10 protein-coding genes, 1 pseudogene and 1 riboswitch are annotated in these 13,109 nt (G+C 47.3%); of the genes and pseudogenes, 1 reads left to right on the top strand and 10 read right to left on the bottom strand.

The features are described from left to right. Window positions 1-234 precede the first annotated feature (234 nt). Complete coding sequence (locus QUB39_RS21045; protein ID WP_333055125.1) at window positions 235-714, bottom strand: DUF4079 domain-containing protein; 480 nt, start codon at window positions 712-714, stop codon at window positions 235-237. Between the two features lie 373 nt (window positions 715-1,087). Between QUB39_RS21045 and QUB39_RS21040 the strand changes: the two genes are divergently transcribed. Beyond that, window positions 1,088-1,321 carry a hypothetical protein gene (locus tag QUB39_RS21040; RefSeq protein ID WP_333055123.1) on the top strand — a complete coding sequence of 78 codons (234 nt, stop codon included), beginning with the start codon at window positions 1,088-1,090 and terminating at the stop codon, window positions 1,319-1,321. 96 nt (window positions 1,322-1,417) lie between these two features. On the opposite strand, the gene QUB39_RS21035 is transcribed toward QUB39_RS21040, so the two are convergent. The 9 genes and pseudogenes from QUB39_RS21035 to QUB39_RS20995 form a co-directional block, all read right to left on the bottom strand. After that, window positions 1,418-1,756, bottom strand: coding sequence for a DUF1815 family protein (locus tag QUB39_RS21035; RefSeq protein WP_015176985.1), 339 nt, complete (start codon window positions 1,754-1,756; stop codon window positions 1,418-1,420). A gap of 317 nt (window positions 1,757-2,073) precedes the next feature. Then, complete coding sequence (gene radC / locus QUB39_RS21030) at window positions 2,074-2,805, bottom strand: RadC family protein (protein ID WP_333055122.1); 732 nt, start codon at window positions 2,803-2,805, stop codon at window positions 2,074-2,076. 476 nt (window positions 2,806-3,281) lie between these two features. Then, a pseudogene (locus QUB39_RS21025) lies at window positions 3,282-3,507 on the bottom strand (IS66 family transposase); the annotation flags it as partial. Window positions 3,508-3,842: 335 nt separating this feature from the next. Next, window positions 3,843-7,460 (bottom strand): urea carboxylase, encoded by a 3,618-nt coding sequence (gene uca, locus QUB39_RS21020; RefSeq protein WP_333210671.1) that lies wholly within the window; start codon window positions 7,458-7,460, stop codon window positions 3,843-3,845. A gap of 313 nt (window positions 7,461-7,773) precedes the next feature. After that, window positions 7,774-8,415, bottom strand: a complete 642-nt coding sequence (locus QUB39_RS21015) for an urea amidolyase associated protein UAAP2 (RefSeq protein WP_333055120.1) — start codon at window positions 8,413-8,415, stop codon at window positions 7,774-7,776. Window positions 8,416-8,492: 77 nt separating this feature from the next. Continuing rightward, window positions 8,493-9,224, bottom strand: coding sequence for an urea amidolyase associated protein UAAP1 (locus tag QUB39_RS21010; protein WP_333210675.1), 732 nt, complete (start codon window positions 9,222-9,224; stop codon window positions 8,493-8,495). Window positions 9,225-9,439: 215 nt separating this feature from the next. Next, on the bottom strand, window positions 9,440-10,216 hold the full coding sequence (locus tag QUB39_RS21005; protein ID WP_333055118.1) for an ABC transporter ATP-binding protein: 777 nt from the start codon (window positions 10,214-10,216) through the stop codon (window positions 9,440-9,442). Between the two features lie 176 nt (window positions 10,217-10,392). Further along, on the bottom strand, window positions 10,393-11,244 hold the full coding sequence (locus QUB39_RS21000; RefSeq protein WP_333055117.1) for an ABC transporter permease: 852 nt from the start codon (window positions 11,242-11,244) through the stop codon (window positions 10,393-10,395). A gap of 102 nt (window positions 11,245-11,346) precedes the next feature. Next, entirely contained in the window at window positions 11,347-12,414 is a 1,068-nt protein-coding gene (locus tag QUB39_RS20995; protein WP_333210678.1) for an ABC transporter substrate-binding protein, read from the bottom strand. A 144-nt stretch (window positions 12,415-12,558) separates the two neighbouring features. Then, window positions 12,559-12,710, bottom strand: a riboswitch (guanidine-I (ykkC/yxkD leader). Window positions 12,711-13,109: the final 399 nt, after the last annotated feature.

Here is a 13,109-nt window from a genome sequence, read left to right as displayed (position 1 = left end):
TAGCAAGTAATTAGCAATTTTTACTGTCCAAAGTAGAGTTGGTTTCAGTCCAGAACACATAATATCAATTCCGGTTATATCGGAATGATTTAACCACAGAGAACGCAGAGAACGCAGAGGAAGAGAAGAGAGAGAGACGAATAATGCCGATGAAGAGAGGATTTCATATAACCTCTGTATGTAGGGTACACATTGCGACCCTACATATACTACCACTGCCTGATAAGTCTTCTTCTAAATAGACAGCCCCAATTTTAAACCGAAAGCCGCGTGCAGCACCATAAGTGCAAGGGCCGTCGTGCCTAAATAAGCGTGAACCGCGCGCAGTGCTAGCTTATTGCCCCCAAAACCCGTTAGCGAAATCAAGCTGCCAATAGCCAGCAAAACCAGCACTGCCGAACCCGTCCAAAAATGCGGACTTTCCATGACTGGCTGGTGCTGCATCACCAGCGACAGCAAGCCGCCTGTATAGCCCAAAGCTAGAAACAGAAACATCCACGGTGCAAGCTTGCGGTGATCCGAGCGACTTTTGAGTGCGACATCTTTATCGGTGGCCAAACGTCCCTGCCATCCCGTATACCCGACAAAACTGCCCATCGCCACTACCACGATCCCCATCATTACAGGGTGTCCCCAATGGGTAATTGGTTCGGGAATTCCTAGACTGCGAAATTGACTGGCGATGGGTTCTAGTAGTTCGCTTAAATTTACCATTTGATACTGACTCCAAACTTGGCGATAAATATTTTCGGACTAATCATTAAAATATTATAAAATATTAGTGTAGCAAGTGCGATCGTGCACTTCAAAGAGCCGTTTAACCTAACAGCCCAACATTGGCCAAAAGCCTAGATATACGCAAAACTTAGCCGGCTTGGGCCGGCTGTGAGATGTTTTACAGCAGTGATGCTGCTTCAAGTTAATTATTAGCCCGATCGGCTAAATCTAAGAGCAAAAATAAACGCCATTCGCCCGCACATCACACCCCGTGGGCTGCCTTTTGCCCAATCTTCACAGCCTCATCCTCACTCTGGATGTTAAATTATACCTGCCTGCTCAAAGTTAATTTCAATTCCTTGACTTTTGAATGCCCAAGGGGAAATTTAACATCGCAGCCGACGAGCCGTCACACTTCTACATTTTGCTAATCGTTCTCAAGGGAGAATCAACTGCTGAAAAAAAACTAGAGGTTCCAAGTTTGAGACTTCTGGCATCAAGTATGCCGTCTGCCCAGGCTCACTTCGATCGACCGATCGCTAAACAGTCTCAAGGCACCCTGATAGCACTCTTGGCTGTTGAGCAGCCATCGCTGTGCACCTAAATGAATCCTCCCAACTAACTCGCTGGGGATTCGGTTTTAGCAGACAAGCAGCCACTTTCTTGCGTCGCCTTCCTCGGAACCGTGCAATCGCTACACTCACTGGGCCGTCGCTAAAGTAGCTTCCGAAGGTTGGATTTGATACTTTACGAGATTTGCCAGTTCTTGTAACTGATTAATCGCTTCTGCACCTTCTAGTTTCATGAGTTCGCGGTCGTCCCGCATCTCAGTCCAAGTGATACCGTAATCTGACACTAAAAATCGAATCAGATGGTTGTCCGTCAAACTGACCATAAATGAGGCACTGTTCATCTGACCCCCGCAAGTGTAGCAGGATGCCAGATAACCCCGATGCTCTAGCACGATCGCTAAAGCTTGGAGGTTCATTACCAAATCTTGAACGAATTTACGGTGTTGTTCTGCAAGTCTCAGAAACACAGTTCTCCTCCTATCACCACACCGTGTATTTTACATCCCATTTAATAATTTCTTAATAAGTGGGTCTTTAGGTGCTGGTTCAGTATACGTTTAGTATGCTCAAAAAAAATCGGATTAGCGACCTCTTCAGCCTACGTATACTAGATTAACCGAGTTGCGATCGAAACGAAGTATCAGCAGCAACATTCACCCAAAACAGGCTCTCGCGGGGGACTCCAGCCGGAAAATTTGCCTGCTGTCAGGGCTGATTCAGCCGTTCGAGAGCCCAAAGATACAAATAACTAATGATAGTAATGAAATTAGTTAAGTAGAAGAGTTCAATCACCCTGGGGATACTCGTCCCAAAGCGTCGTCGTCTGCCGCAAGCTCCGAAAATCGCCATTCCCCAAAATCAAGTGATCCAGTAGCGGAATCGACAAAAACTGCGCTCCCGCCAGCAACTGTCGCGTCAAAGCAATATCCTCCGGGCTCGGTTCCACAATCCCCGATGGGTGATTGTGCGAGATAATCGCCCGCGTCGCCCCCTGGCGGATCACCTCGCGAAAAATATCCCGTGGGTGAGCCAAAGTTTCCGTGGCTGTGCCGATCGTAATTACCTGAGTACCCAGCAGCCGATTTTTCACATCCAGCAACACCACAGCAAAACGTTCCTGAGACTGCCACATCAAATCCTGACTCAGGGCATCAGCCGCCGCTTGGGGAGAGTCAACCACAGCCATTTCCGGCGGCCGCGACTGAAAAACCCGCTTCCCCAACTCCACCGCAGCCAAAATCGAAGTCGCCTTAGCCGGGCCAATCCCGTGAATCTGCGTCAACTCCTGAACGCTAATACTGCGTAGCACAGCCAGAGGATCGCGGGAATGCAAACTCAACTGATTTAAAATATACTGTCCAAGCCCTACGGCGGAAAGTTTGCCGGGGCCCTGACCAGTACCCAGGAGAATCGCAATCAATTCTGCAGTTGCCAAACTTTTCGGGCCACCCGCCATCAACCGTTCCCGTGGCCGTTCACTCGTTGGCAAATCGGCAATTCTCAAGCTGTAAGTCATAGCTGCACCCGCACCGCAAGCTCAACAATTAGACAATTTTAGCCGATCGATTTGTGTTCTTCAATTCGTACAATCACCGAAAAAAGCCTTCATCATTAACCGAGGCTGTTGGCAGATAAAATCTAACCCAGGGTTTCGCAAGCGATCGAGTCTCGATGTCGATCGACCTTAAACCGATCGCCCGGATATGCCTCTAACACTCGCTGCGCTTGGGCTTGAGTCGCAAATTGACACTCCCCACGGCTAGAAGCCAGGCCGGGCGGATTTATTCTGACCGGATGATTATATAATAGAACCGGCGCGAGGCTAGGGGACGATCGCCCGTTCTATCCAAACTCTGTGCATAGCTCCATGAATTTAATTGAAGCTATTATTGCAGTGTAAGGATTCAGGTCTGAAAAATGGGAATAAACGAGCGGCATAGGCAAGGCACAAGAATGTGCAGAAATAGCCTCACGGAAAAAAGCCATTACTCAACGAGCTTGAAAACGACAGGTTTGAATCACACGAGCGGAGATTAGCAGTTTCCTCAAATCGTTTCATCGAACGAGAGCCGCCAAAAACTTTCCGTTTAGTTACAGCTAGCCATAGAGAAAGTTCTGCTAAATTATTATCCGGAGACATCGAGGACTCATCCAGAAAATACCACCACTGTTTTGCTTTATCTGGTAAGTATTTGAGCAACAAACCTGCGGCATAACCCACAAGGATCAACCAAGTCACCAAAGCTTGATTCAATCTTATTTTGAAATCTTGATCCCACGAGTTGTAGGTAAGGATCGCGAATTAAATAACTTACAATTTTAATTGTTATTGTGGGATGGGCGTCCCGCCCGTCATGAGTGGACGGGCGGGACGCCCATCCCACTTTCAAGAGTGGAAATTATTTAATTCTCATTCCTAAGTATATCCTTTGTTTTGCGCCAGGACTCATGGGCGATAAGCTGTTCGGCATTTAAAAGACGATAGTAGTGTGCCTCATTACAGAAGTGTTTCCCGCATAAGCGCGTAAGTGTTCACTCCTGACACCAGAGGGATTAATTCGGTTGAATAGCCGCTAGAATTTGCCCTGCTGTCACCGTTTGCCCCTTTTCACAAAACAATTGAGCCACAGTGCCAGCAACATCAGCAGTAATAGCAATTTCCATTTTCATCGCTTCCAAAATTAACAGACGATCGCCCTCAGCAACCACATCTCCCACATTAACCAGCACCTGCCAAACATTAGCCGAAACGTGAGCGACAACTGCCTCACAGTCGATCGGCAAAGTAACCTCCGCCGCCGTGTCAGAAGCCCCATCCGCCGAGGATTCTGCGGCAGCTTCAGCGTCAAATTCCCCGGAGGCGGCCCAGCGATCGCGCTCTGCATTAAATGCGGTCTGCTGCTGCGCTTTAAACTCAGCCGCACTGTTAGCAATAGAATGCAAAAACTCATTGTATTCTCTCAAATTAAAAGTGATTTCCTCAACCTTTAATTTAAACTTACCTTCAATAAATTCTTCCCGACAGCGGTGCAATTCCTCATGAGAAACCGGATAAAATCGGATTTGGTCAAAAAAGCGCAAAAGCCAAGGTTTACCAGACTGGAAATCCGCCGTTTGTTTGAACCGATTCCACATTTGCACCGTGCGGCCGACAAATTGATAACCTCCCGGCCCTTCCATCCCGTAAACGCACAAATACGCGCCGCCAATGCCAACTGCATTTTCAGGAGTCCAAGTGCGGGCGGGATTGTATTTAGTAGTAACCAAACGGTGGCGCGGATCGAGGGGAGTTGCGACGGGCGCGCCTAAATAAACGTCTCCCAAACCCATCACTAAATAGCTAGCATTAAATACAATTTCTCTGACTTGTTCGATGCCCTCAAGCCCGTTTATGCGGCGAATAAACTCAATATTGCTGGGACACCAAGGTGCATCCGATCGCACAGACTGCATATATTTTTCAATAGCCAACAGCGTCGATTCATCTTCCCAAGATAAAGGCAAGTGCACAATTCGCGCCGGCACTTCCAAATCCTCGATCGCCGGAAGTTCCGCCTCCGCCGCAATCAGCGCCTGCATTAGCTGCTGTTGCGAAATCTGGCTGCCCTCAAAGTGAATTTGGAGCGATCGCATTCCCGGCACTAATTCGATAACACCCGGCAACGGATTTGCTTTCAACTGTTCCATCAATGCGTGCGCCCGAAAACGCAAATTTAAATCCAGCACCAACGGGCCGTATTCAACTAGAATATATTTATCCCCAGCTTGACGGTAAGTAACAGCAACCTGTCCCGGAGATTCTGGAATTTCGTGCAAAATTGGAGAAGCGGGAACTGCGGGCAATTCCGCCGAAGTTTCCCCAAAAACAGGCAAACAAAAAGTAGCAATTTGCCTATTTTGTGCTAATTCCCGCTGCAAAGCTTCAGCAAAACTCAAACAGTGAAAGCGAATGCTATCCCCCGGTTTCAGTTGCCCGATTTTCCACAATTCCGACTGCACAATAGTAGCAGGACAGACAAAACCTCCCAAACTCGGGCCGTCCAGACCCAGAATTACAGGCATATCGCCCGTAAAATCGATCGTGCCGATCGCGTAAGCATTATCGTGAATGTTAGACGGGTGCAAACCCGCTTCTCCTCCGTCTTGACGCGCCCAGGCGGGCTTCGGGCCGATCAGCCGAATGCCCGTCCGCGTCGAGTTGTAATGCACCTGCCATTCGGTGGAGAAAAACATTTCGATGTCTGACAGAGTAAAGAAATCCGGCGCGCCGTGAGGCCCGTACAAAACGCCGATTTCCCAATTATTGCTGTAGGTGGGAATTAGTTCCGGAGGCAAAGATAATTCCGCTGCCAGAGTTGCAGTTTGGTTGAGTTTTAACACATCTCCCGGACGTAGCGTGCGGCCCCCGTGTCCGCCAAATTTGCCCAGTACAAAAGTTGATTTGCTGCCCAAATAATCGGGGACATTAAAGCCGTGCTTTACCGCTAAATAAGTGCGGTAGCCGCCGCCTTGAATGGCTTTTAACTTGAGAATGCTGCCAGCTTTTACGGGAATTGCCGTCCAAAACGGCACCGATTCGCCGTTTAGCGTTCCCTTCATAATTGCACCAGTCAAACTAATAACTGTATCGGCATTAAAGCGCAGAGTTGGACCTGTAGCTGTGAATTCCAGTCCTGCTGTCGATTCGGGATTTCCTACTAAACGATTTGCCGATCGAAATGCGAGATGATCCATCGGCCCAGAAGGCGGCACGCCAACATCCCAATAGCCAATCCGCCCCGGATAATCTTGAATGCTGCTGTAGGTTCCCCCATCCAATACATCGATCGTTAAAGGTGCGTATTCAAAAGAGTTTAAAAAGCGCGTGCTCAGTTCGCCCCGGCTGAATCGGGAATCGTCCAAAATCTGGCGGAGGTAATCTAAATTAGTTTCAATTCCCGCTATTTCACTGGCATCTAAAGCAGCTTTGAGTTTTACGATCGCCTCTTCTCGATTATCCCCGCAAACGATTACTTTGGCTAGCAGCGGATCGTAAAAAGGAGTAACCTCCGTGCCGCTTTCTATCCAACTGTCGCAGCGGACGTTTTCGGGAAACGCAACTTGATTCAGCAACCCGGAACTCGGCTGGAAATTCTTGCCGGCATCTTCGGCATAAATTCGCACCTCAATTGAGTGTCCCTGCGGTCGATAGCGGTACTCTTCCAGGGGGAACAAATCTCCAGAAGCCTGTTTGACCATCCACTCAACAAGGTCGATGTTGTTGACAGCTTCAGTAACGCCGTGTTCAACTTGCAAGCGCGTGTTGACTTCCAAAAAATAAAACTGTTTTGCATCGACATCAAATACAAATTCAACAGTACCGGCTGACTGGTAATTTACCGCTTTTCCCAGCCGCACTGCTGCACTGTACAACAGATTTCGCTGTTCGTCGCTAATAGCAGGGGCGGGGGTTTCTTCAATTACTTTTTGATTGCGCCGCTGCACCGAACAATCTCGTTCGCCCAAGGCTATGACGTTTCCTTTGCCATCTCCAAAGATTTGGACTTCAATGTGTCTGGCTGTTTGAATGTATTTCTCTAAAAAAACGCCGCTTTGTTTAAAATTGCTTTGACTCAAACGCTGTACTTTTTCAAAGGCTTCTGCCAAATCTCGATCGCCAAAACAAGCCTGCAAACCGATACCACCGCCGCCTGCGGTACTTTTGAGCATCACCGGATAGCCGATCGCCCCAGCCGCTTTTTGGGCATCCTCCAAACAGGCTAAAAGTTCGCTTCCGGGAGTTAGCGGCACTTGATTTGCAGCGGCTATTTCCCGCGCGGTGTGCTTCAATCCAAAGCAGCGCAACTGAGTCGGAGTCGGGCCGATAAATGCAATATTTTCGCTTGCACAAGCTTCGGCAAATTCAGCATTTTCGCTCAAAAAGCCGTAACCCGGATGGATAGCTTGAGCTTTTGTTTGGCGCGCAACTTCGAGAATGCGATCGAACCGCAAATAACTCTCGGCTGCGGCGGCTGCACCGATACAAACAGCTTCGCTGGCGGCGAAAACGTGCTTGGCATGGGCGTCGGCTTCAGAATATACTGCTACCGAAGCAATTCCGAGGCGATCGAGTGTGCGGATAATTCGGCAGGCAATTTCACCGCGATTTGCAATCAAAACTTTGTTAAACATTTAGGGAATTGGGAATTGGGAATTGCTAATGGCAGGGGTTCAGAAACCGGGTTTTTTCCTAAATCTTGGTGAGGATACAAAAATCATCGCAGAAACCCGGTTTTTTGGACTTGGGGCAGGGGTTCAGAAACCGGGTTTCTTCCTAAATCTTGGTGAGGATACAAAAATCATCGCAGAAACCCGGTTTTTTGGACTTGGGGCAGGGGTTCAGAAACCGGGTTTCTTCCTAAATCTGGGTGAGGATACAAAAATCATCGCAGAAACCCGGTTTCTTGGACTTGGGGCGGGGGTTCAGAAATTAGATATTTTCAGATTACACAGAATCCCAAACAATCAACTGAATCGGCGTAGGATTGTAAGCATTGCAAGGATTGTTCATTTGCGGGCAGTTAGAAATAGCAACAAGCGCGTTCATTTCGGCTCGCAAATCAACTGTACTTCCCGGATCGGAGATGCCGTCAACAATTTCAAGCGTGCCATCTTCGCTAACCGGAACATTCATAAAAAAGTTGATATTGCTGACTAAATCTCGCTTACCCAAACCGTAGGGAAGAATTGCGGCAAGGAAATTTTCAACACAGGCGTGCTGGTATTTTTTATCTAGTCCAAACCGCACCGAATTGCTCTCGCAGCTACAGGCGCCGCCGGAGGTATCGTGGCGCCCGCAGGAGTCAGCAATTATGGTCATCATGGCTCGCCCTTCGTTGGAAATGAGTTGGCTGTTTGTAGTGACAAAGATGTTGCCTTGATTGACGATCGTATCGGGGGCGCTGTAGCGTTCGGAAGGGTCATCGGCATTGTAAACTAAAAAATCTACTGCTTGATTTCCGCCTAAATCTACAATACGAAGAATCTGTCCTTTTTTGATGACACGAGACCAGGGATGTCTGGCGGGTAAAACTTCGTTATAAATTGCAGTTTTTGGATCGAGAAGTTGTTGGGTAGTTGCAGTCATGGTTCACTTTTTGTGATGGAATAGCAGAATTTTTTACCGCCGATTGGTGCGGACAAGATTGAGTGCTGGAATCGGGTTTATTGCACGAACAAAGCATCGGTGTTGATGAAGCCGCGCACTGCTTCCGGGTTGGCGGTGCGGCACAAGTCGTCTGGTGCGGGTGCGGGGGATTTCACAATCTGAATTTGGATGGGTTTTGGATCGTAAATTGAACCCGGATGCAGGATGTGGGGACAGTTAGAGATAATTGTCAATACGTTCATTTCGGCTCGCAAATCGATAAAACTACCGGGTTTCTCGCAGCCTTCGCGATACTCCATCGTGCCGTCTGGTTTGACGGCAATGCGAGTAAATAAGTTGAGGTTGGGCATGATATCTTTTTTGCCCAATCCCCACCGACTTAGGGCTTTGAGGAAGTTGTCGCGGGAGTTTTTCCAGTCTCCTTCGCCGTATTTTTTGGCATTGCTAATGGCGTTGCTGCATCCTCCTAGCAAATCGTGACAGCCGGAGGTATCTTGGGTGATGGAAAATAGGACGCGCCCCATGTCTGTGTAGATGACCATGCCTTGTTTGAGAAAGGCGTTGAATTGAATTTTGGCGGTGTCTGCTGCGTTGAAACGTTCGATCGCATTGTCGGCGTTGTAGCACAGCATGGAAACGCCGCGAGAGCCTTCTAAATCGGTGATTCGCAGGGTGTTTCCCCGCTTGATGACTCCCGACCAGTACGCGCCGCCCGGTACGGTTTCTTCGATTAATACGAGGCTTGAATCAATTTGTGAGTTTTTGTCGATCGATGATAGTTGCACCATAAGTTCCTCTTGATGTATTTGGGTAGGTCAGCGAAACAAAATAATAGTATTTTGTAGTGGCAAAACTCACTTTCTCCCAAAGTAATATTTATCTCCACTGATATCTTGCACTATTTTTAAGAACAGGCAAGATGCCTGTTCCACAAGAAAATTTAGTCTTTGTGGAACAGGCATCTTGCCTGTTCCTAAAAGTGCAACTGCAAACCTATTTCTATTTAAGCAGCCATTGCAACTGCTTCCTGTCCGTGTTTCCGCATCAAATCCATGAGTTCGTCGCGGTAATCGTGGAATTTGGCGTGGCGTTTAACGCTGGGAGTGCGATCGGGCAAATTAATCGACATTTCCTTTCTCACTGTACCGGGACGAGCACCCAAAGCATAAATCCGATTGGAAAGAAACACCGCTTCTTCGACATCGTGGGTAATCATAAAGATTGTAATCTGAGTGCGGCGCCACAAATCGAGCATGAATTCGTGCATCGATTCTTTAGTGTGGATATCCAATGCGCCGAAAGGTTCATCCATTAATAACACTTTAGGTTCAGAAGCGAGGGCGCGGGCGATCGCCACCCGCTGTTTCATCCCCCCCGACAATTCCTTCGGCAGCGACGAAGCAAACTGCGTCAATCCTACCACATTCAAATAATAGCTAGCTTGTTCGCGCCGCTTTTTCTTGGAAACGCCTTGAAGTTTAAGGCCAAACTCAGCATTTTCCTGCACGTTCATCCAAGGATAAAGAGTGTAATGCTGAAATACCATACCTCGATCGGGCCCAGGCGAAACAACTTCTTTCCCATCAATTTTCACTTCCCCTGTTGTCGGCTTGTCCAATCCCGCAATCTGCCTCAACAGAGTAGATTTGCCAGAACCGGATGCGCCTACCGCGCAGATAAATTCGCCTTGCTTGATGGTCATATTGATGTCCTTGAGGACAACTAATTTACCCTTTTTTGTTTCAAAGTTTTTGTGCAGGTTGTTGATTTGTAGAAACATGAGTTTATCCTCTGTATTGTAAGTAAAAAAATGACACCATTCTGCTTTTTAACCTCTGCAGGACTTACGCACTCCGACAAAGAAACCGGGTTTTTTACCTAATATGCGGGCTGCAAGCTGTGTATTTTCGTAAAAAAAACCCGGTTTCTGAGCCCCATGCGTAAGTCCCGATCTGCTTACTGTTTCTGACTTGACCATTTACAAGAAACCCGCAGCAGATATTGAAAAAGCAAGTCAAAAGTCAGTCCGATCGCCCCAATGACAATCAGCCCCACAAAAATTTCATCGGTTCGGAGAAATCGACCTGCGACGCTGATCCGGCGGCCCAAGCCTTCGGTTGCCGCAATCAATTCCGAGACGATTACCAATTGCCAAGCCGCAGCCAAGTTGATGCGGCTAGCATCAAGAATTCCCGGCAAAACGTGGGGAAAAATAACTTGAGTGAGGATTTCCCAGCGATTCCCGCCCAACATATAAGTAGATTCTATCAAGTCTTTGGGAACAAACTTGACTGTATCCATCACCATCAGCGAATTGAAGAAAAATACGCCGATAAATATCAGCATTATTTTGGGTTCTTCGCCGATTCCCAAGTAGAGAATTAGCAGGGGAATGAACGCTGGTGCGGGCATATATCGCATCAAGCCGAACATGGGTTCTAGCAAGGCGCGAATACTGGCAAAACTGCCCATCAGCACACCAATTGGTATGGAAAAAACCAAGGCGAACAGAAAGCCCACTCCCACCCGCCACAAACTCGCTACCGTGTCTTTCAAAAGTTCGCGAGTGTTCCACAGCCTACCAAATGCCTCTAAAACTTTGCCGGGGGAAGGCAAAAATTTGGGGTCTACATCGGCGAAGGTTGTTACTAGCCACCACAGCAGCAGCGGCAGTGCGATCGATGTCACCGTTAACCCAATATTGAGGGGTTGTGGTATCTCTTCCGCAATCCGCCAGAAAACGGTGGGATTTAGGCTTTTTTGCTTGAGGTGGGATTGGATCGATCGAGGATCGGGATTTGGTGGCATGATTTAATTGCGGAATGATTGAGCGAGTAATTTTAGTAGCTTTTTGGTATAAATAATAAGGTGGAAACTTTGTTGTGTCTGCAAAATCGTAAATTTTGCCTCCTAGCTTTTACCTTCGGCATAAGCTTTGATAAAGCGATCGTCAAATAATGTACTGATATCTGGTTGGGTTTTTGCTAAATTTACATCTACAAGAAATTTAGTCATTTCGGCCGCCGCAAACTGCAATGATGTCATGTCATTTCCCGGTTGAAAGGCTTTCAAGTTTTCCTCTATCGTAAATATCTGAGTGCCGTTTTCATATTCTTTATATTCCTCAACGCTAACTCCGGCGCGGTTGGCGAGAATCTCGTAAGATTTCTCTTTATTGGCTTTCATGTATTCCAATGTTGCAAACCATGAATTGACCAGGGCTTGCACTCGATCGGGGTGTTCGCCGATAAACTTTCGGGTGAATACCAAGTGGTCAGAAATCGCCCCCGGAAAATCTTTGGAACTAAACAGTTCCTTGCTGTTCGATCGTTTTAATGCCTGGGTGGTAAACGGCGCAAATACTGCCACCGCATCGACTTGTCCTCCGACGAAAGCCGCCGCAGCTTTGCCGGTTTCCAGCGGTACAAATTGAATATCTTGCACTGATAAACCTGCTTTTCTCAGCCCTAACAGCAATAGAAAGTGATCGACAGTACCCTCCTCTGCGGCAACTTTTTTGCCTTTTAAATCGGCAACGGAATTGATGCCTTCGGCGACAATCACTTTGTCATTTCCTGTCGAGTTGTCGTTGACTAAAACAATTACTTGGTCGGCGCCGCCTGATATAGAGTTTACTGTATCGCCGAGGGTTTGGCTGTTAGCATCTATCTGTCCTGCTGTGAGGGTGCTGATCGATTCTAAGTAGCCGTCAAACCATTTTAAGTCTACAGCAACATTGTTAGCTTCAAATATCTTTTGTTCTTTGGCAATTTGCCAAGGAAACCAGCCGGGCCACGCACTGAATCCCAGGCGAACTGCGTTAGCACTTACTGAAGAAGCTGCTTCGCTTTCTGTGGTTGTTTTGATATAAATTGCCGGGTTGACGCAGCCGACAGCGAAAAACAAGGTGATGAAAAATAGGGCGCAGTAGGACAAGGGCGATCGCGTTATTTTTGGGGAGCAATATCGGATATTCATAGCATATTCTGGTTGCTGGTTAGAGGTGAATATGTCGATCGAGCTTTTGCACCTTCTTTGGCTTCCTTAGCTGCCGCAAACCCCCCTGATATACAAGGATAAAGCCCGAGAGCTAACGAACCGAGTCTTGCTGACCGATCGCGTTTCTCCCGGGCTTTTATCCCGCCGTGTAACTGGCTAGTGTTTCCCTAAAATTAAAATATTGGGGCAACCAGTCTGCTTCTCTCGGACCAGCACTTGAACTTTCTAAACAGAGTTAGAAACTGATTCAAATCGGAACCCTAGAAGCTGTTAAATTTTTTCGGTTTTTGTCTGTATACAGCACTTTTCAGGTAAGGTACCTAGCCCTTGTAGGGACACTCCAAAAGCCAATTGATTTCAACTTTCCACGTTAAACCCCTAGTCCGACAGGGGTTTCAACCCCTGTCTCAAAGCTAAAGTCCTCTGAAGAGGACTAATAAAAATTTTAAACTCATTAGTCCTCTTCAGAGGACTTTAACTATTAGACAGGGAATTCATTCCCTGGCGGACTCAGGGATTTATCCTAGACTGTTGATTGCTGCAATTCACTTACTTTTTTTAAAGATAAGCATACTGTAGCGTGCAATCTTACGAGATTGCTACGTTTCAAACCCTAACAGCAAACTTGATGCGAAAATGTGTAAAATGTTACAAAAAACCGTTTTTCTCGAAGT

Source organism: Microcoleus sp. AT8-B5, assembly GCF_036705565.1.
Lineage (GTDB): Bacteria > Cyanobacteriota > Cyanobacteriia > Cyanobacteriales > Microcoleaceae > Microcoleus.
This window is presented reverse-complemented; position numbering and strand designations above follow the sequence as displayed.